A 25548-nucleotide genomic window follows, 5' to 3' on the forward strand; every position below is an offset into this window, starting at 1 on the left:
GAATCATTCCTTAGAGGAGCTTGCGAGCAGGTCGACGTTCCCGTCGAACTGCCACAGGGGGTTGGGCGCGTCCCCGGCCGGGGTGCGCACCTGGAAGTAGCCGTTGACCTCCTTCGGTCCGTCTCCGTCGGCGACGTACCGCCCGTCCGCGGTGACGTCGAGCTGGTAGATGGCGGAGCCCACGGCGGTCGTGCCGGGAAGGTGCCAGGACACGACACACCGCCAGTCGTTGCCCGGTCCCTGGTCGAGGACCCGGGAGCCGCCCTTGTCGCAGGACGCCGCGGCCTGCAGCTGCGCCTCGGTGACGTCGGGGCGATGGAGCTCCCGGGTCTGCAGCCGGTAGAGATGGGCGTACGCCGTGGCGAGCGAGTCCTGCAGCTTCCCCTTCTCGATCCCCGAGCCCGTGGCCGGGGTCGCGCCGGCGATCACGCCGACGGTGAGGGCGACCAGGCCGGCCAGCGGTAGCACCCCGGCGATGAGGACGCGCCGGCCCGACCCGTCGTATGCCAGGTCGGTGAAGTCGCGGCGTAGGAACAGGCGATAGGCGAGCGCGGTGGCGGCGACGGCCCACACCACGCTGACCACGATGCCGATGAGGAGGGGGCCCGCCTGCGCCGGGCTGGTGAAGAGCCCGCGCCACGCGAGGAAGGCGCTGTTCGGCAGGGCCATCCGCACCGCCACCGGCAGCGGCAGCAACTGCGCGAGTTGCAGCACCAAGGCGAGGAACGCGGGCATCAGCAGACCCATCGGCGAGCGGCCCAGGGCCACCGAACCGAGGAGGCCGACCGCGGCGAACGCCAGCGTCGGCGCCAGCGCGCAGGCCCACGCGAGCAGGACCGTGCCGGCCGCGTCCGCCGGGGCGAGGAGATGGCCGTCCAGGCCGGCGAGCGGTCGGTTGCCGACCGCTGCCAGCCCGCCGATGATGCCCGACGCGGCCAGTCCGGCCACGAGCAGCAGCAGGACCGTGAGGCTGGCGAGGCTCTTCGCCACGAAGATCCGCCGCGGTGAGCGCACCGCCACCACGAGATGGCGCCAGGTGCCCAGCCGGTCCTCGGCGGCGAAGACGTCGCCGGCGACCAGCGCCGTCAGCAGCGGGAGCGCCCAGTTGCACGAGAAGTCCAGCACCACGAGCGACCCCGCCCAGCCGGTCGCGTTCATCCAGCGGCCGAAGACCGTGTCGGCGGGTAGCGAGCTCTGCAGGCTCACGGCGGCCACGAAGGCCGCCGGGGCGATCAGGCAGGCGAGCAGCAGCAGGCGGATGCGCCACTGGGAGAGCAGCTTGACCAGCTCGAACCGGTAGCCCGACAGCACGGGCGCCGGCCGGGTGGCGGCCCGGGTTCGGGTGACGGTCGCGGTCATCGCAGGTCCTCCAGGTCGGTTGGCGCGGGCTGGTCGATCGGCGCGGGCTGGCCGGTTGGCGTGGGCTGGCCGGTTGGCGTGGGAGTGGCGCCGGTCCCGGTCAGGGCCAGGAACGCGGCTTCGAGCGGCGTCACCACGGGCGCCAGCTCCCGGAGCGCCACACCGGCTCGCACGAGCCGCACGACCAGCTCGTCGAGGGCCTGCACAGGCCCGCGGACCACGAGTACGCCGGCGTCCGGGGACAGACCCGAGTCACGACCGGGCACGACACGGAGCCCGGGTGTCTCCGACGCCAGCCGGTGGGCGGCCACCGGGTCGGAGGTGAGCAGCCGGTAGTCGAGCTCGCCGCTCTCGGCGGCGAGCTTGCTCACCGGACCGGAGAAGACGACCCGTCCGGTGGCGAGAATGGTGACCTCGGAGCACAGCGCGGCGAGGTCGTCCATCCGATGGCTGGAGAGGACCACCGCGGTCCCGTCAGCGGCGAGTCCGGTGATGACGCGGTGCACGTGGTGCTTGCCTGCGGGGTCCAGGCCGTTGGCCGGCTCGTCGAGGACGAGCAGCCGCGGCTTGGTGAGCAGAGCGGCGGCCAGCCCGAGCCGCTGACGCATCCCCAGTGAGAAGCCCCGGACTCGGTCGTCGGCGACGTCGGTGAGCCCAACCTGCTCCAGCGCGTCGTCGACGCCGCCGGTGCGACCGGCGTCGTGCGGGCGCAGTGAGGCCAGGGCCGAGAGGTTCTGCCGAGCGGTGAGCGAGGGATAGAGCCCGGGCCCGTCCACGAAGCCCGCGACGCCGTCGGGGACGGCGAGCGTCCGCCCGACCGGCGTGCCCAGGATCTCGAGACCGCCGCTGTCGGCGACCGCCAGGCCCAGCAGCAGACCGAGGAGCGTCGTCTTGCCCGCGCCGTTCGGTCCGATCAGGCCGTGGACCTGCCCGCGCGCCACGTCGAGGTCGACACCGTCGAGCGCGGCCACATCACCGAAGGACTTCGTGATCCCGCGAGCCCGGATCGCCGGGCTCCTGTCCATGTCGCTCTCTCGCATCCGCGTCCTTCCTCGACGCCCGCGTCGGCCGCAGATTTGCGGCCGGTTCGGCAGCGAGAAAGTTAGCCGTGCTAAATGCGCGAGAAGGTGTGTATTGCGGCAATAAAGGATTTATGGTGCGTGAACAGACATGCCGGGTTCGACTGGAACGCCGACGGGAGCGGGCGCGGGGTCCCGTCGGGCGACGGCGACGCCGCCCCGCGGCTGGGTTCCTGAACGTCAGCGAATCGGCATAAAACTCGCAAAGACCGCGAACTGGGAAAAAGTATCACTAAAATGCCTGAAGCGGGAAAAAACACCCCAAAACGGTAAGTAACGATGAGGAGGCCGGAACTCGCGTCGGCGCTCGGTGCCGGCCTGCGCGGCGGCCGTGTCCTGCCCGCGGCCCGGCGTTCAGATCGCCGGAGGGTCGCCCGCCGCCGTCCGCGTCAGCACCTCGAGAAGGCGCTCGGGCGTGTCCGCCACGGCGATGAGGCCGGGATCGGCGAACTCGGCCTCATCGCCGAACCCCCACGTCACCGCGATGCTCCGCACACGGCAGGCGGCCGCGCCGGCGACGTCCTCCCTGCGGTCGCCGATCATGACGGCCGCCTCGGGCGGGGCGCCGAGGACGTCGAGCGCGTGCCGGATGACGTCCGCCTTGTGCCGCCGTGATCCGTCGAGGGTCGCCCCGGCCACGTACGCGAAGAAGCCGTCGAGCCCGAAGTGCACCAGGATCTTCTCCGCGTAAACCGCCGGTTTCGACGTCGCCACCGCCAGGGTCCAGCCGCCGGCGACGAGAGCCTCCAGCACGGCGGGGATTCCCGCGATGACCTCGTTCTCGTACATCCCACCGGCGGTGTAGCGCTCCCGGTAGGCGTGCACGGCGTCATCGAGACGCTCCGGCGGCACGCCGAGCAGGAGGAAGCCGTCCTGAAGGGGAGGGCCGATCATGGCGCGGAGCCGCTCGTGCTCCATCTCCGGAACCCCGACCGCGGAAAGGGCGTGCCGCATCGAGGCGACGATGCCGGTCTCGGGGTCGGTCAGCGTGCCGTCGAGGTCGAAGAGGCAGTATCGGGTCACGTACGGCTGTCCAATCGCGGTCGTGTCCATTCGGCGGTGGGTGTTCAGGCGAGCACGGCGTCCAGCAGCAGGGAACCGGCGCCGAGCAGGGCGGCGTCGGGCCCCGAGCGGGTGGTGGAGATCTCCAGGTCGCGGGTGGCCAGCGGCAGGCACCGCTCGTACACCGCCGCGCGGATCGACGCGATCAGCGGCTCGGCCGGCGACAGGCTGCCCCCGACCACGATCGCGTCGGGGTTGATGAAGTTGACCAGCACGGTCAGCACCTCGCCGATGAGCCGGCCGGCGTTGCGTACGAGGGCGGTGGCCTCGGGCACCCCGTCCTCGACCAGCGCGACGACGTCGGCCGGCCGCCGCGCCTCGATGCCCTGCTCGTTGAGCACGCTCATGAGGGCCGCGCCGCTGGCGTAGGCCTCCAGGCAGTCGTCGTGCCCGCAGGAGCAGGTGACCGACGAGTCGCTCCTGACCCGCACGTGGCTGATGTCCCCGGCCGCGCCCCGCCCCCGGTGGAGCGCGCCGTTCACCATCACACCGCAGCCGATGCCGCTGCCGGCCTTGAGCACCATCAGCGTCTCGCACTTCGGCCACGACCTGGCCTCGCCGGCCGCCATGAGGTTGGCGTCGTTCTCCACCAGGACCGGCAGGTCGAAGTGCGCGCCGAGGCGTTCCGCGACGGGGAAGTTGTTCCAGCCGGGCATGCGCGAGGGCGCGACGACCCGGCCTGTCGCCGGGTCCACCGGCCCGGGGATGCCCGTGCCGACCCCGCGCAGCGGGACCCCGGGCGGGCCGTGCGCGGCCAGCAGGTCCTCGAACGCGGCCGCCATCCAGTCGATGGTCGCCTCGGGGCCGTCCGCGATCTCGCAGGGGCGCTCCTCGACCACCAGCGGGGTTCCGCTGAGGTCGAGGAGGCCGAGGCGCGCGTGGTGGGCGCCCAGGTCGGCGACCGCGAGCAGTCCCGCGCTGGGGCTGAGCCGCAGCCGCCGGGGTCGCCGGCCGCCGCGGGAGGTGCCCGCGCCCTCCTCCACCAGCAGCCCGCTGCCGATCAGCTCTTCGACGCGCAGCGAGACGCTGGAGGCCGCCAGGCCGGACAGGCGGGCGAGTTCCGCCCGCGACTCGGCGTGGCCGGCGGCGACGAGGCGCAGAAGGTCGCCCTGCGCCCCCCGCACCGGCAACCTCTCTTTGCCTGGCATGGAGGAAGGAATACCACGACTTGACTTTGTGCGCCAACGCGTTGACTTCGCCCAGAATCATCCATTACGGTCCGCCATATCTTCGATTTCGAAGGAAGATGGCGATGATTCGGGTACGAGGCCTCAACAAGTGGTTCGGTGAGCACCACGTGCTGCACGACGTCGACCTCGACGTGGCGCGCGGCGAGGTCGTGGTGGTGATCGGCCCCTCCGGGTCCGGCAAGTCGACGCTGTGCCGGTGCCTCAACCGGCTGGAGGCGGCGGACGCGGGCGAGGTCCTCGTCGACGGGGTGCCCGTGCCTGCGGAGGGCCGCGCGCTGGCCCGGCTGCGGGCCGACGTGGGGATGGTCTTCCAGAACTTCAACCTCTTCCAGCACAAGACCGTGCTGGAGAACGTGATGCTCGCGCCGATGAAGGTGCGCGGCGTGAGCCGTGCCGAGGCCGAGCGGACCGCCCACGAACTGCTGGCCCGGGTCGGCATCGCCGAGCAGGCCGGCAAGCAGCCCGCGCGGCTGTCGGGCGGCCAGCAGCAGCGCGCCGCCATCGCCCGCGCGCTCGCCATGCGGCCCAAGGTCATGCTCTTCGACGAGCCCACCTCGGCGCTCGACCCGGAGATGGTCGGCGAGGTCCTCGACGTCATGACGGGCCTGGCCGCGGACGGCATGACCATGGTCGTCGTCACCCACGAGATGGGGTTCGCGCGCCGCGCGGCCGACCGCGTGGTGTTCATGGACGGCGGCCGGATCGTCGAGACGGGAGAGCCGAACGCCTTCTTCGACTCCCCCCGGACCGATCGGGCCAGGGACTTCCTGGCCAAGGTACTCACGCACTGATCGCAAAGGATGGTGGACCCCGATGGTGTCCATTAAGCGGGTGGCCGCTGTCGCCGCCGTGGCGATGGCCGGCTTGACGGCCTGTGCCGGGACGGACTCGGCCGGCTCGGCCGTGCCGGGCGCGGGTGCGAGCGAGGGCGGCGGCGGTGGCGTGCTCGCCAAGGCGCCGGTGGCCGCCGCTGCGGACATCCTGCCCGGCTCGACGATGGAGAAGATCAAGCAGCGCGGCGAGCTGATCGTCGGCGGCTCGCTCGACGCGCCGCTGCTGTCCCAGCAGAACCCGGTCACCGGCGAGGTGGAGGGCTTCGACGCCGACCTCGGCAAGGCGCTGGCCAAGTACATCATCGGGCAGCCGAAGGTGAAGATCGTCAACTCGGCGTCGGAGACCCGGGAGGCGTTGCTGAGCAACGGCACCGTGGACGTGGTCTTCCAGACCTACACGATCACCCCGGAGCGGGCCGAGCAGGTCGCCTTCGCCGGGCCGTACTACTCCTCGGGCCTGTCGATCGCCGTCAAGAAGGGCACGACGGGGATCTCCTCGCCGCAGGACCTGAACGGCAAGACCGTCATCGCCGGGGCCAACACCCCCGCGATCCCCGCGATCAAGAAGCTCGCGCCGCAGGCGAAGATCGTCACCTTCGGCGGCGACCCCGAGTGTGTCCAGGCGCTCAAGCAGGACCGCGGCGTCGCCTACGTGCAGGACGAGACGCTGCTGGTCGCCGACGCCAAGAAGGATCCCGAGCTGCAGGTCGTGGCCAAGCCGTTCACCGAGGACCCGTACGGCATCGGCCTCAAGCACGGCGACGACCAGTTCAAGTCGTTCGTCAACGACTGGCTGAAGAAGATCCAGGCGAACGGCGTCTGGCAGGACATCTGGAAGAACTCCCTCGGCACGGTCGTGCAGGGCGAGGCTCCCACGCCGCCCGAGATCGGTTCGGTGCCGGGTTCCTGATGTCGGCGCTGCTTGATCACCTGCCCGAGTTCTGGCAGGGGCTGGTCGTGACCCTCCAGATGACCGCGGCGTCGTTCGTCGGCGCCGCGGTCGTGGGGCTCGTGATCGTGGCGATGCGGGTCGGGCCGGTCCCGGTGCTGCGCACGGTCGCGACCGTCTATGTCGAGACCCTGCAGAACCTCCCGCTGCTCGTGCTGCTCGTGCTCGCGGTCTTCGGCCTGCCCGAGATCGGGCTCAAGGCCGGCCTGACCACCACGGCCATCGTGGTGATCGCGCTGTACGAGGGCGCCTACATCGCCGAGGCCCTCCGCTCGGGCGTCAACGCGATCTCCGCCGGTCAGGGCGAGGCGGCCCGCGCCCTGGGGCTGACGTTCGGCCAGTCGCTGCGCCACGTCGTGCTGCCCCAGGCGCTGCGGACCGTCGTCCAGCCGATCGGCAACATCTTCATCGCGCTCACGATGAACACCTCGCTCGCGGCGGCCGTGGGCGTGGTCGAACTGACCGCCGCGGCCAACCGGGTGAACCTGCTGGAGGCGCAGCCCATCCCGATCTTCGTGGGGGCGGGCCTGGCGTACGCGGCGGTCGCCGCCTGCGCCGGGTTCGTGACCGGGCGGCTCGAACGACGGCTGGCGGTGGCGCGGTGAGCAACCTGCTGTTCGACGAGCCGGGCCCGCGCGCCCGCCGCCGCATCCGCCTCGCCACTGTCGCGGGCGTGCTGGTGCTGCTCGCCCTGCTGGCCCTGGCCGTGCGCCAGTTCGCCGCCAACGGGCAGCTCGCCGCCGAGCGCTGGCAGCCGTACGCGACCTGGCCGATGTGGCGCTACCTGCTCGGCGGGCTGTGGTCCACCGCGCTGGCCGCCGTCGTGTCCGCCGCGCTCGCGATGGCGGCCGGGATCACCCTCGCGCTCGGACGGCTGTCGCGGCGCCGCGCGGTCCGCCTTCCGTCCGCCGCGTACGTCGAGGCCGTGCGGACGATCCCGGCGCTGCTGCTGGTCTACCTCGTGCTGTTCGCGCTGCCGAGGTATGGCCTGGACCTGCCGCTGTTCTGGAAGCTCGTGGTGCCGCTGGCCGTGTCCAACGCGGCGGCGTTCGCCGAGATCTTCCGGGCCGGGATCATGTCCGTCGAGAGGGGGCAGGGGGAGGCCGCCCTGGCCCTCGGGCTCACCCAGGGGCAGTCGATGCGGCTGGTCGTGCTGCCGCAGGCGGCCCGCCGGGTGCTGCCCTCGATCGTCAGCCAGTCGGTCGGCCTGCTGAAGGACACCTCACTCGGCTTCGTCGTCAGCTACGCCGAACTGCTCTACAGCGGCAAGGTCCTGGCCAACTACAACGGCCTGCTCATCCAGACGTACATCGTCGTCGCGCTGGTCTACCTCGTGGTCAACGCGTCGCTGTCCGCGCTCGCCCGTTCCCTCGACCGCTCCGTGGCGGGCAGGGGCGGCCCGCGCAGGAGGATCACCCGTGTCCATCGCTGAATACACCCCGCTCGCGGAGGTCGTGCGGTCCGGCTTCGTGGAGAGCGTCCACTTCGGCAGCGTGGTCGCGCTCTCGCCGGGCGGCGAGGTCGCCGTCGCGCGCGGCCCGGTGCACGCGCCGGTGCTGCCGCGCTCGTCGGCCAAGCCGTTCCAGGCCCTCGCCTGCCTGCTCGCCGGGGCCCACCTGCAGGGGCCCGCGCTCGCGATCGCCGCGGGCAGCCACACGGGGGAGGACTTCCACGTGCGGCTCGTGGCCGAGATGCTCGGCGAGGCCGGGCTCGGCTTCGGCGACCTGCGCTGCCCGCCCGACTGGCCGGAGGACGAGGGCGCCCGGCAGGCCCTGGTCAAGGCGGGGCTCGGGCCGTCGCGGGAGCGGATGAACTGCTCGGGCAAGCACGCCGCGATGCTCGCCGCCGCCGTGGCCTCGGGCGCGCCTGCCGCCACCTACCTCGACCCCGGCCACTTCGTGCAGGAGCGGGTCAGGTCGGTGGTGGAGGAGCTGTCGGGGGAGAAGGCCGCCCACGTCGCCGTCGACGGCTGCGGCGCCCCGCTGTTCGGGATCTCGCTGACGGGCCTGGCCCGTGCCGTACGCGCCATGGTCGTGTCCGCGCCGGGGACGCCGCCGCGCGCGGTCGCCGACGCCATGCGGGCGCACCCGGAGTACGTCGGCGGGACCGGCCACGTGAACACCCGCCTGATGGAGGCGCTGCCCGGCGCCGTGGTGAAGGGCGGAGCCGAGGGGGTGCTGGTCGTGGCGCTCGCCTCCGGGCACGCGGCGGCCGTCAAGGCGATCGACGGCGGCCCCCGTGCGACGACCGCCGTCGCGCTCGCCGCGCTGCGGGCCGCGGGCGCGGATATCTCGGCGGCGGCCGAGTTCACGACCGTTCCTGTGCTGGGCGGGGGAGTCCCGGTCGGTGAGATCCATGCAGCTTTCTGATGGGGGAGACATGAGCCTGACGTACGAGATCTGCATCGACAGCACGGCCGGGGCGCTGGCCGCCGAGCGGGCGGGCGCGCACCGCGTGGAGTTGTGCGCCGCGCTGTTCGAGGGCGGCCTGACGCCCACCCTGGGCACGGTCGAGGCCACGCTGGCGGCGGTCTCGTCGATCCGGGTCCACGTGATCATCCGGCCGCGCGGCGGCGACTTCGTCTACGACGAGCACGAGGTCGCGGCGATGGTCCGCGACGTGGCGGCGGTGCGCGACGCCGGGGCGCAGGGCGTCGTGATCGGCGCGCTCACCCCGGCAGGGGAGGTGGACACCGAGGTGGCCAGGCGTCTCATCGACGCGGCCGCCGGGCTCTCGGTCACCTTCCACCGGGCCTTCGACATGACGGCCGACCCGTTCGCCGCGCTGGAGACGCTGGCCGGCCTGGGGATCGACCGGGTGCTCACCTCCGGCCAGGACAGCTCGGCCCTGGAGGGCGCGCCGCTGATCGCCGAACTGGTGGAGCGGGCCGGCGACCGGCTGGTCGTCATGCCCGGGGGCGGGATCACCCCGCGCAACGTGAGCCGGGTGGTCGAGGCGACCGGGGCCAGGGAGATCCACTTCGCCGCCCTGGTGGACGAGCCCAGCCCGGCCGTCCACCGCAACCCGTACCCCTTCATGGGCGGTGAGCTGCGCCAGCCGGAGTACGTCCGCCGGGTCACCTCGCCCGCCATGGTCACGGAGGTGATCGCCGCGGCCCGCGGCTGAAGCCCGCCCGTCCCCGGGCCGCCCGGTCCCTCGGACCGCCGGGAATGAGGTGACCGGCGGTCAGGAGGGGTAGACCGTGGGCGGGAGGTGAGGCCGATGGCCATGCCGGAGCGGAGCCGGCCCCATCCGGGGCCCGAGGAGGGCGTGCGACACGGCCGCCTGTCCGCCCGTCCCGTCGGGGTGCCGCCCCAGCACGCCGAGCCTCTCGTGCCGGGGCTGCACCGCCTGGGCGGGCGTGCCCTGTTCTACGTGCCGCCCGCCCCGGGGCCCGGGCCGTCCCCGCTCGCCGTCGTGCTGCACGGCGCGGGCGGCGCGGCGGAGCAGGCGCTGGAGTGGCTGCTGCCCCAGGCCGAGGAGCTCGGCGTGCTGCTGCTCGCGCCGCAGGCCGTCTCGACCACCTGGGATGTGATCGTCGGTGGATACGGCGCGGACGTTTCCAGGATCGACGCCGCGCTGGAGGAGGCGTTCTCCCGCACTGCCGTGGAACTCGACGGGGTGGCCGTGGCCGGTTTCTCCGACGGCGCTTCCTACGCCCTGTCGCTGGGTCTGGCCAACGGCGACCTGTTCCACGCCGTGCTCGCGTTCTCCCCGGGGTTCATGGCGCCGATGATCCGGCACGGCCGTCCCCGGATCTTCGTCTCCCACGGCGCCTCCGACCGTGTGCTGCCGATCGACCGGTGCAGCAGGCGGCTCGTCCCCGAGTTGCGGGAGAGCGGTTACGAGGTGGCGTACGAGGAGTTCCGCGGTGGGCACCAGGTGCCGCCGCAGACGGCCGCCGCGGCCGTCCGCTGGTGGATCTCGCAGCCCTAGTTCCATGTGATCCTCGGTGTGGCGCGGCTCGGCCTCGCCCTGCTGCCCACCGCGTACGGCGTGCCCGACGGCCTGGAGGAGATCGCGCCGCTTGCCCGGCAGGAGTCCGTCGGATTCCGCCTGGTGAGCCGGCAGGGGGTTGATCCGCCCAGCGGGCGGCTTCGGTGATGTCTGGGCGTCCCATAAACCTCGCATGACAAGACGGCGCGACGCTACCTTGGGCCGGCAAGGCCCGTCTAAGGTTGCCCGCCAGCACGCGAAGGTTGCTGACGCGCGCGAGTTCCACCACGCTGGGGCACAGCATGCATGAGCAAGAGGTACAGCACCGGCGACGTCAGTCTGGGGTAGCGGTCTGCCTGAACGGCCACCAGTTTCGCTCGCCGAGCATCACCGCGAGAGCGGGGACGAGCAGGGCCCGGACGAGGAAGGTGTCGGCGAGCAGGCCCAGGGTGACCACAAAGCCGATCTGAAACAGCGCCTCCATCGGAAGCACCATCAAAGTCGCGAAGGTGGCGGCGAGCACGAGGCCGGCGGAGGTGATCACGCCGCCGGTTCGCTCAAGGGCCTCCGTCACCGCGCGGCGGGTCTCGTGCTGTCGACGCCGCTCGCTGATCCGGCTGAGGAGAAACACGTTGTAGTCGACGCCCAGGGCGACGAGGAAGATGAACGCGTATATCGGCAGATTTGGGTCTGAGGCCGGCTGGCCTAGGAGGTGGGTGAAGATGAGGGAACCGACGCCGAGGGCGAAGCCGAAGGAGAGGATCACGGTCGCGATCACGTAGAGCGGCATCACCACCGCGCGCAGGAGCACAGCGAGGACGACGAGGATCAGGGCAAGGCTGACCGGGACGATCAGCCTGGTGTCACGGCCGAGTGCCTGGCGGGCATCGTAGTTCTCGGCCACGGTCCCGCCGATCAGGATGGTTTGGCCGTCGGCCGCGCGCTCAGCGACCTCGCGCAGCACTGGGACGGTGTCGGTGGACTGCTCCGAGAACGGATCCATCCGCAGGTCTGCATCGAAGATGAGCAAGTCCTTCGCGGACCTTCGCTGGCCTTGCGCCTCCGCACCCAGGGAGTCGCCGTCCGCCCCGACCGACCTCGCCACCGCGTGCATGTCGGCGACGGGTGTGTGCGTGCCTTCGGTGAGAGCGCTCTGGACCTTCCCGCTTACCTCGTCGGCTACGACGATGCGAAGCGGCGCCGCCCGGCCGGGGATGAAGTGGTCGCGGATCACCTGCTGGCCGCGGACCGAGTCCGGCGCCTCGCGGAAGGACTCGGAGAAGTCGAGCACCGGACGCCCGCCGATGCCGGCCAGCGCTCCCGCAGCGAGGAGAGCGGTGACCGCCGCGGCGATCACTCTCGGACGTGCGTGTACGAGGCCCGCGACGCGCCCCCAAAACGTGACCGCAGGTGCGGACTCGGGCTCGAGGCGGGGAATCGCGGGCCAGAACGCCCGTCGCCCGAGGGCGGTGAGCACCGCGGGCAGGAGCGTCAGGCCGGCACAGACCATGATCGCGACACCGAGGGCGAGGATCGGGCCCATCTCGCGCGTGGCGTTGAAGTCGGCAAGGGCGAGGACCATCATCGCGCCGACGACGATTGCTCCGGCGGAGAAAATCGCTGGGGCGGTGCGCTGGGCGGCGGCGACCATCGCCTCCTCGACGTCCCGCGCCCGGCGCAGCTCGTCGCGAAACCGTGCCACGATCAGCAGACAGTAGTCGGTGCCCGCACCGAACATCAGCACGATCAGGATCGAGGTTGTCTGGCCGCTGACCTCGGTGAGGCCAACGGCGACGAGGCCGTAGGCGAGGCCGGCGGTGACGAGATAGGCGAGGGCGACGACGGCCAGCGGTACCAGAGCAACCAGCGGCGAGCGGTAGGTCACGAGCAGCAGGAACAGCAGCACGGCGATCGTGACTGCTAAGAGGGTCCCGTTGATCCCTTTAAGCGCAGCTTTTCGATCGGCCTCGAAGCCGGCACGGCCGGTCACGAAGGCCCTCAATCCGCTCTCGTCGCCGGCGGCCGACGGGACTACCTCACGGATTGCCGCGACCGCCTGCTCGATGTCGGGCGTCGAGTCGTCGGTCATCAGGACCGTGCTCAAGATGACGGTGTCGTCGGGCGAGGTGAGCAGCGAACCGCCCGGGCTCATGTCGAGCGGATCGGTCTCGCCGCACGCGCGTTGGTACGGGGTGGCGACCATCGTCAAGTTCGGGATCGCGCCGGACCGGCACAGCGCGAGGGCGTCGGCGTCCGCGCGCCGTCCGTCGTCCGCGGTGATCCCACTCTCGCGGAAGTAGGCGATCACCGCCGCTGTCTCGCTGCCGCGCCGGAACCGCTCGTCGATGATCCGCTTGACCGCCGCCGACTCCGATCCCCGGACGAGGAAGGTCTCGCTCTCGTCGGCGGCCCGCTCGCCGAGTTTGGCTTGTAGCGGCACCGCGAGCATCGCGAGCGCAAGCCACACCGCGATCACGACCCACCGTGACCGCCGACCGGCGGCGATTACGGAAGCCCTGGTGAGAGGTCGCATCGGGTCGCCGACCTTAGAGCCCACCACCGACCCCTTCTATGTAGCTGACGACGCCATGCGCGATGTAGACGTAGATCCTCGTCGGGTCGATCTCTATCGGCACGGGCCGGCTCTTGTCGTCCTCGCGCGAAACGATGATTTCGCAGTTGTGACGGGCCGCCTTCTCACGCGCCTCAGCGAGCTCCAACCCGAGCAGCTCCGCCGTATCGAAGGCGTTCTTCGCGGGCCTGTACTGGTTGACGCCCCCGTGCTGCCCCGTCTCCACCATCGGGCATTGAAGCGCGGTCAGGTCGCGCCCCCGCGTCTTCGCCTCCCCGGAACCGTCGCTACATCCCGTCAGAGCCAGTGCTCCGACGGCGATCGAAACTGTGGCCGCAGCGACGCTGAGAAGCCGCCGGTGAACCCTCTGCCCGCTCATAGCGGGGACGCTAACCGACGAAACCGTCTCGTTCAAGACAACTAACGTCTTTGACAAACGAAACAACGATGCGACCTGGGCTGGTTTTGTCATTCACATGACGAAAGTCCTTGACACCTGGACAAAAGGCGCAGACGCTACGTCTTAACCTCAGGCGGTCGAACCACACCGCTCCGGCCGCGGGGCTGGTCGCCGCCGCATAGGGAGAGGAAGTGAGTGGTATGCGGAACGCCGCGCTGCCCGCGCGGAGTGTGAGGCGTTCTTTAATCGCGCTGACTGCGGTCGCTCTTGGGGCTCAGATGCTCGCCCCAGTGACGGCTGCCCAAGCGAAGAGCACCCACCTGGCGACTGCTGCCCAGGCGACGAGCACCGGGCAGGCCAACAGTGCCCTCCTCGCGGCTCCTGCCAAGGCGGAGGACAGCAAGAGAGTCCTCATCTACACCGGCACGACCGGGTACCGGCACGCCGAGGCGATCGACAACGGTCGCCCGGCGGTGCAGGCCGCTCTCAAGGCCGCAGGCTACGAGGTCGACTGGGAGGACTGCGACAACAACGGTGGCGGCCCGAACAACTGCGACAACCCGAACAAGAACCCCCGCATCTTCACTGACGAGAACCTAGCCCGATACAACGCGATCCTGTTCCTGAACGCATCGTGGTCGTACGCCGGCGGCGGTCGGCCCGGACCGCTCTTCAACCAGGCACAGCGCGACGCGGTGATCCGCTTCACCCAGAACCGGGGCGGGATCGCGGCTGTGCACAACATGACCGACGCCGGCGCCGGCGTGTCCGTGTGGGACTGGTGGGACGGCGGGCCGGACAGCGTCATCGGCACGACGATGACCGCCCACTCGAGTGGGTCGGCGACCGGCAACGCCGCAACCGTCCAGGTTGCCGACCACAACCACCTCTCCACCAAAGACCTGCCCGACACCTACCAGCTCGCCGACGAGCACTACAACTTCGTCCGCAGCGTCCGGGGCACCCACCACGTGCTCGAGACCTTCGACGAGCGCACCTACAACACCGGCAGCCAGAAAATGGGCCAGGACCACCCCACGACGTGGTGCAAGCTCTACGACGGCGACAGGGTCAAGGACGGCACCGCCACCCCGCGGTCCTACAACGATGGGCGGACCTGGGTGACCTCGCAGGGTCACTTCGGCGTGCGTTACAGCGAGAACGGCGGCGACAACCCGCTGATCAAGCAGATCGTCGGAGGGGTGCGCTGGGTCGCCGGCGAGGGAAACAAGACCGACTGCTCGGGCACCGTGTGGTCGAACTTCACCCGCACGACCCTGGTCGACAATGCGAACGGCCCGATGGCTCTCGACGTGGCGCCGGACGGCAAGCTCTACTGGACCGAGATCGGCCCCACAACGGGCTACGAGTCCCAGGGCTACGTGAAGATGCACGATCCGAACGGCCCGGCGAACAACTCGACCACGGTCGCGACGATCCCGACCCGCGCCGACCACGGCAACTCCGAGGACGGCGTGCTGGGGATGAGCCTGGAGCCGGGCTTCGACCTGTCGAACCCGAGCAAGCGCGACATCTACGTCTACTATTCCCCGCGCAACCCCGACTGGCCGACCACGGGCAACCAGATAACGGTCGGCTACAACCTGATCAGCCGCTTCACGCTGAACGAGACCGGCACCGCGTTCGAGCCCGCACAAGCAGGCGGTGACCCGGCACATCCATACGATGAGCGGGAGATCCTGCGCGTGCCCAAGGCGAAGATCTCGGGCAACCCCTCAGGCTTCCCCGGTGGCCCCACCGACAACGGCCCCGGCCATGTCGGCGGCGCGAGCCTGGTGTTCGACTCCGAAGGCAACCTCTACATCGGCGTCGGCGACGACGTCTCCCCGAACGCGCCCGGCCACAACCGCTACGTGCCGATGGACCATCGCGCCTCCGAGCGCTGGGATTCACGCAAGACGGCGGCCAACACCGCCGACCTGCGCGGCAAGGTCCTGCGCATCAAACCGATCAAGGACATTCCGCCTTCGGGCCCGGGGAGCGCCACCGACCCCGGCCTGGACAAGACCTACACGGTTCCGAAGGGCAACATGTTCCCGCCGGGGACCCCGAAGACCCGGCCGGAGATCTATGCCATGGGCTTCCGGCAGCCGTTCACGGTGCACACCGACCCCGCCAACCCGGGTACGGTCGTCGTCGGCGAGTACTGCCACGACAACTCGGTGGACCAGGCCGACCGCAGCCCGGCCGGCACCTGCGAGTGGGATCTGGTCGACGGGCCCGGCTTCCAGGGCTGGCCGTTCTGCGTCGGCGACAACTCGAAGACCAACACCACGTGGCGCTGGAACTACGAGACCAACTCCTCGACCGGTCAGCAGTACGACTGCTCGCTCGACAAGATCCCGGCCGACCTCGCCTGGGCCCCGCCGGGCGGCAAGAATTCGCAGCCCACGTTCCAGGGCCTCGATGAAATCCCAGGCCCCGCGAAGAAGGCGACCATCTGGCGCAAGTACCCCGGCAACCCCGGCGGTGAGAATCCGATGGACTTCGGCGACCTGGGCGCCGGGGGCATGCAGCCGGTCACCGGCCCGGTCTACCGATACAAGGACAGCTACGGTCCCGGCGCCTTCCCGCCCTACTACGACGGCTCGTGGCTGATCACCAACCGTGGCGCCGACAACGGGTTCTGGAAGGAGGTCCGCCTGCGGCAGGACAACAACCAGATGCTCCGGGTCAACGACTGGCTGCCGGTGAACCACTTCGGCACGCCGAACAGCAGCTTCGTGATCCCGACCAGGTTCGGGCCCGACGGCGCCCTCTACATGGGGCGCTGGACCTTCGGCTGCTGCCGCGCTCAGCTCAACTCCACAGCGAAGATGGAGTTGGTCAAGATCGAGTTCAAGCCCTCCACCACGTGCGCGGAGGACACCCAGGCACCGACGGTCTCGCACCAGATCGAGGGCCGAGCCCACCCCAGCCAGCAGAACACCTACATCGACTCGGCCACGCTCAAACTCACCGCCAACGATGTCGGCTGTGCCGGCGTGGAAAAGGTCGAGTACCGCGTCAACGGCGGAGCGTGGACCGCCTACGACGCGCCGGTACCGTTCAAGAACCCGGGGAAGTACACGGTCGACTACCGAGCCACCGACTACTCCGGGAACGCCTCCAACCCGCAGAGCGCCATCTTCACGGTGCTCGACGGCGGCAGGACGCTCCCCACGAAGTGCGACATCTACGCCACGGGCACGGGGTGGAGTCCCGATAACTGCGAGATCGCCCGCGGTGGCACCGTCACCTGGCACTTCAACGCGCCGGACGCGGGGATGCCGCACGATGTCTGGCTCGTGCCGCCCGGCGGCAATCCGGATCCGAACGGCGGCGACATCTTCGAGGTCACCAAGGGCGCTGTCTCGCCGGGAGGTGCGCCGGTCTCATACACCTTCGATCGGGAAGGGACCTGGACGGTCATCTGCAGGCTCCACTCCGGCTACGACGGCAAGAAGTGGGCAGGCATGGTCGCGACAGTCACGGTCGGAGGAGGGGCCAAGGGTGTCTACACCATCTCCCCCAAGCACAGCGGCAAGTACGTCACGCCGCAGAACGCCTCGACCGCCGATGACGCCAAGATCGTTCAGATGAGTGCGACGGAGGGCAGCGAGCAGCAGTGGGAGGCCATTCCCTTCACCGCGGGGGCCTACCAACTCAAGAACGTCAAGAGCGGCAAGTGCCTTGACGTGCCGACCGGCTCGACCGCGACGGGCACCCAGCTCGTCCAGTACTCCTGCCATCCCGACGGACATAAGGACCAGGTCAACCAGCGGTTCTATCTCATCCCGTCCGGAGATGCCTACCAGGTCAATTCGGCGGTAAGTGGCCTGTGCCTCGACATCAACGGCAACTCCAAGGCCGACGGCGCCGCGGTGATCCAGTGGACCTGCAGCAACGCCGACAACCAGCGGTTCAGCTTCGCCCCGGTTTCCTCTCCCGGTGTTCCGCTGACCGTGACCGCCTCGTCCCGCTGCGTGGGCACGTCGGCGTACGTGGCGGTGACGGCCGTCAACGACGCCGATGTGCCGGCGACCGTGACGTTGACGACCCCGTACGGTTCCAAGACCGCGGCCGACGTGGCCTCGGGCAAGCAGGCGTACCAGTCCTTCAACGCGCGGGCCAAGCAGATCGGCGCGGGCAAGGTGACCGTGACCGGGACGTCGACGATCGGCGGCAAGCAGGTCACCACGTCCTACGAGGCCGCCTACAACGCGATCAGCTGCGCCTGACCGCGGTACTGAACAGTACTGAACAGTACTGAACTGGGGCCGGCCGGCCGACTGGACGATTGGTCGGCCGGCCCCGCCCCCCATGCCTCCCAAAAAAGGAGTCATCACGTGAAGACCAAGAGAACTGCCCAGCTACTGGCCGTGTCGGTGCTCGGCCTGGCGCTTTCGGGTGTGGTCGGTCCCGCGATGGCGGCTGACGGACCCGGCGACGGCTCTGGCGACGGCATCGACGTGTCGGTGAACATCGAGCCCACCACCACTCCCGGTCAGCTGTCGATGACCGTGGCCGACAACAACGGAGTGGCCCTCACGGAGAACGGCTCGGATGCCGCCGCCCGCCAGTTCACCGGCACCCTGCCGACGGTCACGGTGACCGACACCCGCCTGCCCGAGGAGATCCCGGCCGGTGAGTTCTGGGCGGTGGTCGGCCAGTCCAGCCAGTTCACCGCGACCGGAGACTCCGCCAAGACCATCGGCCCGGAGTACCTGGGATGGAAGCCGCGCCTGCTGAGCGACTCCTCCACCGGGGCGGTGTCGGCCGGTGAGCCGGTCTCCAGTGTCATCTCCGACGGCACCGGAGCCCCCACCGAAGGTCTGAAGGGCCAGGAGCTGCTCGTGTCGATCGCGAACTCCGCGGACGAGATCGGCACTTCGGAGGTCAACGCCGATCTGGCCCTGCGCACTCCGGTCGACGTCGCCGCCGGGGAGTACCACTCCACCCTGACGCTGTCGCTGTTCAACCAGTCCTGAACCGGCGGCGGGACCAGAAAGGAAACGGGCCCCCCTTCGCCGAAGGGGTGGCCCACCCACTGGGAGCTTTTGGAAGCCCGAGTGCAATTTTCGAGGCACGCGTCTGGCTTGTAAGGGGCCGGAATAGACGAACCTGCTGGAGACTAGGAGCAGGTTTTGCGACTATCAGCGGATAGATATGCCGTGATTCGACAGAAGTTACGCGGTAACTGACCGATCGACAGTCTCGGGAGCCAGGATGCGCTCGATGACCATGACAGCGGCGCCGGTAACGCCCGCCCGGTCACCGAGCTTGCTGGCACGGATGCTGAGACTCTGGGTGGCCAGTGGCAACGAGCGGCCGTAGATCATTTCGCGGACGCCTGCCAGAAGGTGGTCGCCTGCTTCGACGAGGTCGCCGCCGACCACGATCACCGTGGGGTTGAAGAAGTTGACGATCGAGGCGAGCGCGCTGCCGACCTCTCTGCCGCCCTGCCGGACTAGGCGGATGGCCTGGGGATTGCCTTCCTTGGTCAGGCGCACGACGTCCCGGCCATCGGCGACATCAAGCCCCATGTCGCGGAGGCGGGCGACCAGAGCCGCGCCGCCGGCCACGGCCTCCAGACAGCCGACATAGCCGCAGCGGCACTGCACCTGGTCGAGGGTGAATGTGCGGACGTGGCCGATATCCCCTGCCGCTCCCCGGGCGCCGCGATGCAGGCGGCCTCCGGCGATGATGCCGCAGCCGATGCCGGTGCCCACCTTCACGAAGAGCAGGTGCTCGACACTGGAGTAGGCGGCCCAATGCTCGCCCAGCGTCATGATGTTCACGTCGTTGTCAACGAGCACCGGAACGCCGAGCCGCTCGCCGAGCCAGTTAGGTACGGGGAAGCCGTCCCAGCCCGGCATGATCGGGGGGTTGACTGCCGTGCCGCTTTCGTGGTCCACGGGGCCAGGGAGGCCGACGCCGACTCCGCATACGTCTGACGCAGTGTGACCGCACTCGGCGAGCAACTCGCGGAAGGTGTCGAGAACCCAGCTCAGCGTCGGCTCGGGTCCCCGGTCGATGGGCAGGTCGGCGGCACGTTCTGCCAGGACCGCGCCACCGAGGTCGCTGACGGCGATCCTGGCGTGGGTGACGCCGAGGTCGGCGGCGAGCACCATGCGGGCCTCACGATTGAAGGAGAAGGCGGTGGCGGGCCTGCCGCCCGATGGAGTCGTCTCGTCGGCGGGCAGGATCAAGCGCTGGTGCAGCAGAGCGTCAATCCGTTGGGACACCGCGCTCCTTGACAAACCAGTGAGCTGGACCAGCTCAGCGCGGGTACGCGCCCGCCCGTCGCGCAGGATCGAGAGCAGTATTCCCGCTCCGGTCCCGCTGGGCATGCCCTGAGTCACTGGCACTCCTTCGTAATCGACGTTTCCTTATGTCTTACTCTACGCCGCCTTTTGCTTGACCGAAGTCATAAGTCGTGTATACGCTCACGGCGATACGTAGCGGCACACCTAAAGTTCTGACAAGCAGACTGGGTGCCGGTCGGGAGCGAGTTTATGACGTGCGTTAATGGCGTGCCCGAGCCGAGAATCCAGAGAGCCCAGCAGTACGGCATTGGGCGGGCCCTTACTTACTTCGCCCCTGCGGGTGACCGCGCCACGCGAATCCGCGCGGCCTTTCTCCCCTCCGTTCCTGTAGCGGAGTAGACCCGATGCTGACCATGACGGGCATCGGCAAGAGCTTCTTCGGCGTGCGGGTGTTATCCGGTGTCGACCTTGCGGTCGTGGCGGGCGAGGTCCACGCGATCGTGGGGGAGAACGGAGCGGGCAAGTCCACGCTCATGAAGATCCTCGCCGGAGTGCACGCACACGACGAGGGAACGATCGAGATCGACGGCCGGCGCGTATCGTTCGGCCATCCGCTGGACGCCCAGCGCGCCGGCGTGGCGATCATCTACCAGGAGTTCAATCTGCTGCCCGAGCGGACCGTGTCCGAGAATGTCTTCCTCGGAAGGGAACCGATACGGCGCGGCTTGGTCGACCGGACCGCGATGGACACCGCGACCGCCCGGCTGCTCGCCGAACTGGGTGAGGACTCCTTCGGCCCCCGATGGCCGGTCAAGCGCCTGTCGGTCGCTCAGCAGCAGGTCGTAGAGATCGTCAAGGCGCTGTCGCTCGATGCCCGGATCGTCGTGATGGACGAGCCCACTGCTGCGCTCGCCGAGCACGAGGTCGAACTGCTCTACCGGCTGGTGCGGCGATTGCAGGAGCGAGGCATCGCCGTGCTCTACATCTCTCACCGGCTGCGCGAGGTGTTCGACCTCAGCGATCACGTGACGGTCATCAAGGACGGCAGACTGGTCACCACGGTCGCCACCGAGGACGTCACCTCCGAGGATCTGGTCCGCCTCATGGTCGGGCGCGATCTGAACGGTTACTTCCCGCCACGCTCCACCGCGGTTGGGGAGACACGGCTCCAGGTCACCGGCGGCGGCAACGACCGGCTGCACGACATCGACCTGAAGCTGAACGCGGGGGAGATCGTCGGCATCGCCGGGCTTCAGGGATCCGGCCGATCGGAGCTGGCCAAGGCCCTGTTCGGTGCCGAGCCGTTCACCCGGGGCGAGATGACGCCGGTGCGCCCGCACTCGGTCCGCGAGGCAATCCGCGCCGGAGTCGGCCTGGTGACCGAGGACCGCAAGAGCGAGGGTCTGGCCCTGCGCCAGTCGGTGCGCGACAACGCCCTTCTCGTGACCCGCGCGATGGGCCGTGGTGGTCGCCGCAGCGGGGTGCGAGAACTGCTGGAACGTGTACGGCTCAGGCCGCCCCGCGAGGAGCAGGAGGTTCGCTACCTGTCCGGCGGCAACCAGCAGAAGGTCGTGCTCGCCAAGTGGATGACCGTCGCCCCGAAGGTGCTCCTGTTCGACGAGCCCACCCGTGGGGTCGACGTGGGCGCCAAGGCGGCCATCCACGACCTGATGCGCGAGCTGGCCGAAGACGGCGTCGCGATCATGATGATCTCCTCCGAGCTGCCCGAGCTGATCGGCATGAGCGACCGCATCGTCGTGCTCCGGGAGGGCCGCATTGTGGGCACCCTTCCCGCAGGCTCCTCAGAGGAGGCCATCATGAGCCTGGCCGCGGGCGAGGTGTCCGCATGACCCAAAACGTGCTTGCTGATCGCAGGGCCAGGTTCGCGGCGCTGGTAAACCCCACGAGTGTCGTCTTCCTGGCACTGGCCGGCGTGATCCTCGTGGGCTGGGCGCTGGTCGCCGTGGACGGTGGTCAGTTCCTCACCATGGAGACCGTCGTCGGGGTGCAGCAGCGCTCGGCGGCGCTCGGGATCGTCGCGGTAGGCCAGACGCTGGCCATCCTGGCGGGATCCCTCGACCTGTCGGTCGCCTATCTGATCAGCCTCACCTCGCTGGTCGCGGCGGTGACCATGGCGGGCCAGGACTCCAACATCGTGCTCGCGGTCGGCGCCGTCGTGGGAGTGAGCGCGCTGGTCGGGCTGGTCAACGGCCTGATGATCAGCAAGTTGCGCGTGCACGCGTTCATCGCCACGCTCGGCGTCGCACTGATCATCAAGGGAATCATGGGCGACCTCTACGACGGCCCGACCGGCCGGGTGCCGGAGTCCTTCCAGCACCTTGGCTACGACCGGTTGGGCCCCGTGCCCGTCTCGGCGTTGCTCTGGGCCGCGGTCGCACTCGTCGCCTGGTTCCTGCTCAGACGGACCAAATACGGCTACCGGGTGTACGCCGTCGGCGGTGACGTCGAGGTCGCCAGATTGTCCGGCATCCGCACCGATCGGGTGATCATCGTCACGCACGTGCTGTGCTCACTCTGTGCCGGGATCGCGGGACTGCTGCTGGCCAGCAGGCTCGGCGCCGGAGCCCCGACCGTGGGCACCGACGGTGGATACGACCTCGAGTCCATCGCCGCCGTCGTCCTCGGCGGCACCGCGCTGGCCGGGGGCAGAGGCGGAGTCGCGGGCACCGTGGGCGGCGTGCTGTTGCTCGCCGTCCTGGACAGCGTGTTCAACCAGCTGGAAGTGAACTCCTTCTTCAAGGACGTCGTGCGGGGGGTGGTGATCGTCGTCGCCGTTGCCGTCTACGCCCGGCGTACGGGCCTGGTCGGAAGGAGGCGGACGTGAAGCGTGCGCTGCCGATTCTCGCGGTGCTGGCGGTGCTGCTGGCCGCCATCGCGATCGTCAACCCGTTCTTCCTCGAGCCCGCTGGGTTCCTCTCCTTCGTCAGGCGCGCCGCGCCCCTGGTCATCCTCGCCGCCGGGCAGTACCTGGTGATCGTCTCCGGCGAGTTCGACCTGTCGGTCGGGTCGCTGGTCACCGTCGAGGTGGTCGTCGCCGCCCGCTTGATCGACGGGGACGAGGCGGCGACCTGGCCGGTGCTGGCCCTGCTGATCGTTCTCGGCCTGTTCGTCGGTCTGGTCAACGGTGCGGTGACGACCCTCCTCCGCGTGCCGTCGTTCATCACCACGCTCGGCATGATGCTCGTGCTGTCCGGCGCGGTCTTCCTGTGGACGGGCGGCGCACCGCGCGGCGCGCTCTCCCAAGCCTTCCGCATGTTCGGCAGGGAGACCGGATGGGCCGTGCTCATCCTCGTGGTCGTCGCCGTCGCGGCCGTGCTGCTGATGCGGGCGAACTTCGGTAGGACACTCATCGCCATCGGCGACAACGAGCGCGCGGCCGCCCTGTCCGGCGTACGGGTCACCAGGGTGAGGATCATCGCCTTCGCCCTCTCCGGCGTGTCCGCCGCAGTGGCCGGAATCCTGCTCGGTGGGTTCGCCGGAGTGTCCGCTCAGGTCGGCCAGGGACTGGAGTTCCAGGCAATCACCGCCGTCGTCCTGGGCGGCGTCGTCCTCGGCGGCGGTCGCGGCACGGTTATCGCCGCGATGGCCGGGGCGTTCACCCTGGAGGCCTTGTTCACTCTGCTCAACCTGTACGGCGTCTCTGGGGCGCTGAAGTTCACCGTGCAGGGCGTCGTCCTCATCGCCGCCGTAGCGGCCGGAGCCATCCGTCTTCCCTTCCTCACTGCCCCGAGAATAAAAGGAGACGCCCATGCCGCGTCATAGACCGCTCATCCTCGCCGCTGCGGCTCTGACGGTGCTCGCCGCCGGCGGCTGCACCAGCGACAAGCCCAGCACCACCACAGCCGCCGACACGGCCGCCGACACGGCGCCGACCGCGGCCGCTTCGACGGCGCCGGCCTCGGGGACCGGTGAGCAGTCCAAGTTCTTCGTCCAGGCCGACTACGACGCTCAGCTCGCGATGCGCTCGCAGACGGCGGAGGGACCGGCGGACAAGCCCTGGGAGCAGGCCATCGCGCCGCAGATGGTGTCCACCGCCGAGTACAAGAAGAAGGATGGGCCGTACCACCTGTGCTTCTCCAACGCGGCGGTCGACAACCCCTGGCGGCAGGTCGGCTGGAAGACCATGCAGGCCGAGGTGGCGTTGCACAAGGAGATCTCCAAGCTCACCGCCCTCGACGCCGAGGGCAAGGACGACAAGCAGATCTCTGACATCGCCGAGCTGCAGGCCAAGGGGTGCGACGCGTTGATCGTCTCGCCCAACACGACGGCGACGCTCACTCCGGCCGTCAAGGGCGCCTGCGGCAAGGTCCCGGTCATCGTCTTCGACCGGGGCGTGGAGACCGACTGCCCGGTGACGTTCATCAAGCCGATCGGCGGCTACGCGTTCGGTGCCGACGCGGCCGAGTTCCTCGTGGAGAAGGTGCCGGCCGGCGGGAAGATTCTGGCGCTGCGCATCAGCCCTGGGGTGGATGTACTGGAGACCCGCTGGTCGGCGGCGAAGGCCGCCTTCGACTCCAGCGGCCTCCAGGTCGTCGGTGTGGAGTTCACCGATGGCGACGCGGCCAAGGCCAAGGGCATCGTCAATGACTACATCCAGCGGTACGGCAAGCTTGACGGCGTCTGGATGGACTCGGGAGCCACCTCCGTGGCCGTCGCTGAGGCGTTCGAGGATGCCGGCATGCCCGTCCCGCCGATGACCGGTGAAGACCAGCAGGACTTCCTGCGTAAGTGGAAGGACGACGGTCTGACCGCCGTCGCTCCCACGTACCCCACCTACCAGTGGCGCACACCGATCATCGCCGCCTTGAAGATCCTCAAGGGTGAGGAGGTGCCGAAGGTGTGGAACCTTCCGCAGCCCAAGATCACATCGGAGAACCTCGACCGGTACCTGCAGCCGAACATGCCGCCGCTGCACTACGCGCTGTGCGGCTGCGAGGAGATGCCGGGATTCCCCGAGAAGTGGGGCGGTAAGAAGGGGTGAGCGCGTTCCCTCTCGGAGTGAACAGTTGGGTGTGGGTGTCGCCGCTGACGGACGGCGACCTCGCGTCCCTGGTGCCCCGGGTCGCGGCCTGGGGGTTCGACGTCATCGAGCTGCCGGTAGAGCGGCCCGGCGACTGGGATCCTCACAAGGCCGCGGCACTGCTTGCCGAACACGGGCTGAAGGCATCGGTGGTGCTGGTCATGCCGCCGGGGCGGGAGCTCGTGGCGGCCACGGCCGGGGTCGTCGAGGAGACACAGGACTACCTGCGGCACTGCGTGGATGTGGCGGTGGCCGTGGGCTCCCCGGTGATCGGCGGGCCCGCGTACGCCTCGGTCGGCAGGACCTGGCGGATGTCGTACGGCGAGCGCCGGACGATCTACACCGAGCTCCGGAACAACCTGGAACCCGTGGTCGACTACGCCGGCGAGCGCGGCGTGGCGATCGCGGTCGAGCCGCTCAACCGCTACGAGACCAGTCTGCTCAACACCGTTGAGCAGGCTCTTGAGGCATTGCCCGACGGATGCGGCCTGGCGCTCGACGTCTATCACATGAACATCGAGGAGAAGGATCCGGCGCAAGCCGTACGTGCCGCGGCGGGCCGGATCGCGCATGTGCAGGTCTGCGGAACGGATCGGGGCACACCAGGCGCCGACCGCTTCGACTGGCCCGCCTTCACCCAGGCCCTGCGTGAAGCGGGCTATGCGGGCCCCCTCGTTATCGAATCCTTCACCGCCCACAACCAGACGATCGCCACCGCGGCCTCCATCTGGCGGCCGCTCGCACCGAGCCAGGACTCCCTCGCCGTGGACGGTCTGGCCTTCCTCAGGTCGCTGTAGCCGGCGGCCCGCGGTTCCCCGCCATGGCGGGGAACCGCGGGAGCGCTTGGCGAGATCAAGA

General features: G+C 69.7%; 22 protein-coding genes. 15 read left to right on the forward strand and 7 right to left on the reverse strand.

Going from position 1 to position 25548, the window contains the following annotated elements; genetic code table 11:
* Positions 1 to 3: 3 nt before the first annotated feature.
* The 4 genes from ACQEVJ_RS18440 to ACQEVJ_RS18455 form a co-directional block, all read right to left on the reverse strand.
* The gene (locus tag ACQEVJ_RS18440; protein ID WP_433102532.1) at positions 4 to 1359 is read right to left on the reverse strand and encodes an ABC transporter permease; all 1356 of its coding nucleotides are present in this window, start codon (positions 1357 to 1359) and stop codon (positions 4 to 6) included.
* A complete protein-coding gene (locus ACQEVJ_RS18445) occupies positions 1356 to 2399 on the reverse strand; it encodes an ABC transporter ATP-binding protein (protein ID WP_433102533.1) in 1044 nt (347 codons plus the stop codon). Before ACQEVJ_RS18445 ends, ACQEVJ_RS18440 begins: the two co-directional genes overlap by 4 nt.
* A 393-nt stretch (positions 2400 to 2792) precedes the next feature.
* Positions 2793 to 3491 carry an HAD hydrolase-like protein gene (locus ACQEVJ_RS18450; protein ID WP_433102534.1) on the reverse strand — a complete coding sequence of 233 codons (699 nt, stop codon included), beginning with the start codon at positions 3489 to 3491 and terminating at the stop codon, positions 2793 to 2795.
* Between the two features lie 14 nt (positions 3492 to 3505).
* On the reverse strand, positions 3506 to 4648 hold the full coding sequence (locus tag ACQEVJ_RS18455) for an ROK family protein (RefSeq protein WP_433102535.1): 1143 nt from the start codon (positions 4646 to 4648) through the stop codon (positions 3506 to 3508).
* A 104-nt stretch (positions 4649 to 4752) separates the two neighbouring features.
* On the opposite strand from ACQEVJ_RS18455, the gene ACQEVJ_RS18460 reads away from it, so the two are divergent.
* From ACQEVJ_RS18460 to ACQEVJ_RS18495, 8 genes are all read left to right on the forward strand, one after another.
* Positions 4753 to 5481, forward strand: a complete 729-nt coding sequence (locus ACQEVJ_RS18460; protein WP_433102536.1) for an amino acid ABC transporter ATP-binding protein — start codon at positions 4753 to 4755, stop codon at positions 5479 to 5481.
* 22 nt (positions 5482 to 5503) lie between these two features.
* The gene (locus ACQEVJ_RS18465; protein ID WP_433102538.1) at positions 5504 to 6433 is read left to right on the forward strand and encodes a glutamate ABC transporter substrate-binding protein; all 930 of its coding nucleotides are present in this window, start codon (positions 5504 to 5506) and stop codon (positions 6431 to 6433) included.
* Positions 6433 to 7077, forward strand: a complete 645-nt coding sequence (locus ACQEVJ_RS18470) for an amino acid ABC transporter permease (RefSeq protein ID WP_433102540.1) — start codon at positions 6433 to 6435, stop codon at positions 7075 to 7077. Before ACQEVJ_RS18465 ends, ACQEVJ_RS18470 begins: the two co-directional genes overlap by 1 nt.
* Positions 7074 to 7904: an amino acid ABC transporter permease gene (locus ACQEVJ_RS18475; protein ID WP_433102542.1), complete on the forward strand. Its 831-nt coding sequence runs from the start codon at positions 7074 to 7076 to the stop codon at positions 7902 to 7904. Before ACQEVJ_RS18470 ends, ACQEVJ_RS18475 begins: the two co-directional genes overlap by 4 nt.
* Positions 7891 to 8841 (forward strand): asparaginase, encoded by a 951-nt coding sequence (locus tag ACQEVJ_RS18480; protein WP_433102544.1) that lies wholly within the window; start codon positions 7891 to 7893, stop codon positions 8839 to 8841. Before ACQEVJ_RS18475 ends, ACQEVJ_RS18480 begins: the two co-directional genes overlap by 14 nt.
* A gap of 10 nt (positions 8842 to 8851) precedes the next feature.
* Positions 8852 to 9598, forward strand: coding sequence for a copper homeostasis protein CutC (locus tag ACQEVJ_RS18485; RefSeq protein ID WP_433102546.1), 747 nt, complete (start codon positions 8852 to 8854; stop codon positions 9596 to 9598).
* Positions 9599 to 9694: 96 nt separating this feature from the next.
* Positions 9695 to 10408 (forward strand): alpha/beta hydrolase, encoded by a 714-nt coding sequence (locus tag ACQEVJ_RS18490; protein ID WP_433102548.1) that lies wholly within the window; start codon positions 9695 to 9697, stop codon positions 10406 to 10408.
* Between the two features lie 18 nt (positions 10409 to 10426).
* Positions 10427 to 10576, forward strand: coding sequence for a hypothetical protein (locus tag ACQEVJ_RS18495; protein ID WP_433102550.1), 150 nt, complete (start codon positions 10427 to 10429; stop codon positions 10574 to 10576).
* A 166-nt stretch (positions 10577 to 10742) separates the two neighbouring features.
* Here ACQEVJ_RS18495 and ACQEVJ_RS18500 read toward each other — a convergent pair whose 3' ends face one another.
* Both ACQEVJ_RS18500 and ACQEVJ_RS18505 read right to left on the reverse strand, forming a co-directional pair.
* A complete protein-coding gene (locus ACQEVJ_RS18500) occupies positions 10743 to 12884 on the reverse strand; it encodes an MMPL family transporter (protein ID WP_433102552.1) in 2142 nt (713 codons plus the stop codon).
* A 70-nt stretch (positions 12885 to 12954) separates the two neighbouring features.
* Positions 12955 to 13359 (reverse strand): hypothetical protein, encoded by a 405-nt coding sequence (locus tag ACQEVJ_RS18505; RefSeq protein ID WP_433102554.1) that lies wholly within the window; start codon positions 13357 to 13359, stop codon positions 12955 to 12957.
* A 311-nt stretch (positions 13360 to 13670) separates the two neighbouring features.
* On the opposite strand from ACQEVJ_RS18505, the gene ACQEVJ_RS18510 reads away from it, so the two are divergent.
* A complete protein-coding gene (locus tag ACQEVJ_RS18510) occupies positions 13671 to 17621 on the forward strand; it encodes a ThuA domain-containing protein (RefSeq protein ID WP_433102556.1) in 3951 nt (1316 codons plus the stop codon).
* Positions 17622 to 17729: 108 nt separating this feature from the next.
* Entirely contained in the window at positions 17730 to 18371 is a 642-nt protein-coding gene (locus ACQEVJ_RS18515; RefSeq protein ID WP_433102558.1) for a hypothetical protein, read from the forward strand.
* A gap of 198 nt (positions 18372 to 18569) precedes the next feature.
* On the opposite strand, the gene ACQEVJ_RS18520 is transcribed toward ACQEVJ_RS18515, so the two are convergent.
* Positions 18570 to 19733 carry an ROK family transcriptional regulator gene (locus tag ACQEVJ_RS18520; protein ID WP_433112827.1) on the reverse strand — a complete coding sequence of 388 codons (1164 nt, stop codon included), beginning with the start codon at positions 19731 to 19733 and terminating at the stop codon, positions 18570 to 18572.
* 320 nt (positions 19734 to 20053) lie between these two features.
* On the opposite strand from ACQEVJ_RS18520, the gene ACQEVJ_RS18525 reads away from it, so the two are divergent.
* Genes ACQEVJ_RS18525 through ACQEVJ_RS18545 form a run of 5 tightly spaced genes read left to right on the forward strand, consistent with a single transcriptional unit; the run spans position 20054 to position 25487 of the window.
* A complete protein-coding gene (locus tag ACQEVJ_RS18525; RefSeq protein WP_433102560.1) occupies positions 20054 to 21499 on the forward strand; it encodes a sugar ABC transporter ATP-binding protein in 1446 nt (481 codons plus the stop codon).
* Positions 21496 to 22494 carry an ABC transporter permease gene (locus tag ACQEVJ_RS18530; RefSeq protein ID WP_433102562.1) on the forward strand — a complete coding sequence of 333 codons (999 nt, stop codon included), beginning with the start codon at positions 21496 to 21498 and terminating at the stop codon, positions 22492 to 22494. Before ACQEVJ_RS18525 ends, ACQEVJ_RS18530 begins: the two co-directional genes overlap by 4 nt.
* Entirely contained in the window at positions 22491 to 23432 is a 942-nt protein-coding gene (locus tag ACQEVJ_RS18535) for an ABC transporter permease (RefSeq protein ID WP_433102564.1), read from the forward strand. Before ACQEVJ_RS18530 ends, ACQEVJ_RS18535 begins: the two co-directional genes overlap by 4 nt.
* Positions 23419 to 24651 carry an ABC transporter substrate-binding protein gene (locus ACQEVJ_RS18540; RefSeq protein WP_433102566.1) on the forward strand — a complete coding sequence of 411 codons (1233 nt, stop codon included), beginning with the start codon at positions 23419 to 23421 and terminating at the stop codon, positions 24649 to 24651. Before ACQEVJ_RS18535 ends, ACQEVJ_RS18540 begins: the two co-directional genes overlap by 14 nt.
* Positions 24648 to 25487 (forward strand): sugar phosphate isomerase/epimerase family protein, encoded by an 840-nt coding sequence (locus tag ACQEVJ_RS18545; protein WP_433102568.1) that lies wholly within the window; start codon positions 24648 to 24650, stop codon positions 25485 to 25487. The genes ACQEVJ_RS18540 and ACQEVJ_RS18545 overlap by 4 nt, the downstream gene beginning before the upstream one ends.
* Positions 25488 to 25548 lie beyond the last annotated feature (61 nt).

Source organism: Microbispora sp. CA-102843 (genome assembly GCF_050936215.1).
Classification (GTDB): Bacteria; Actinomycetota; Actinomycetes; order Streptosporangiales; family Streptosporangiaceae; genus Microbispora.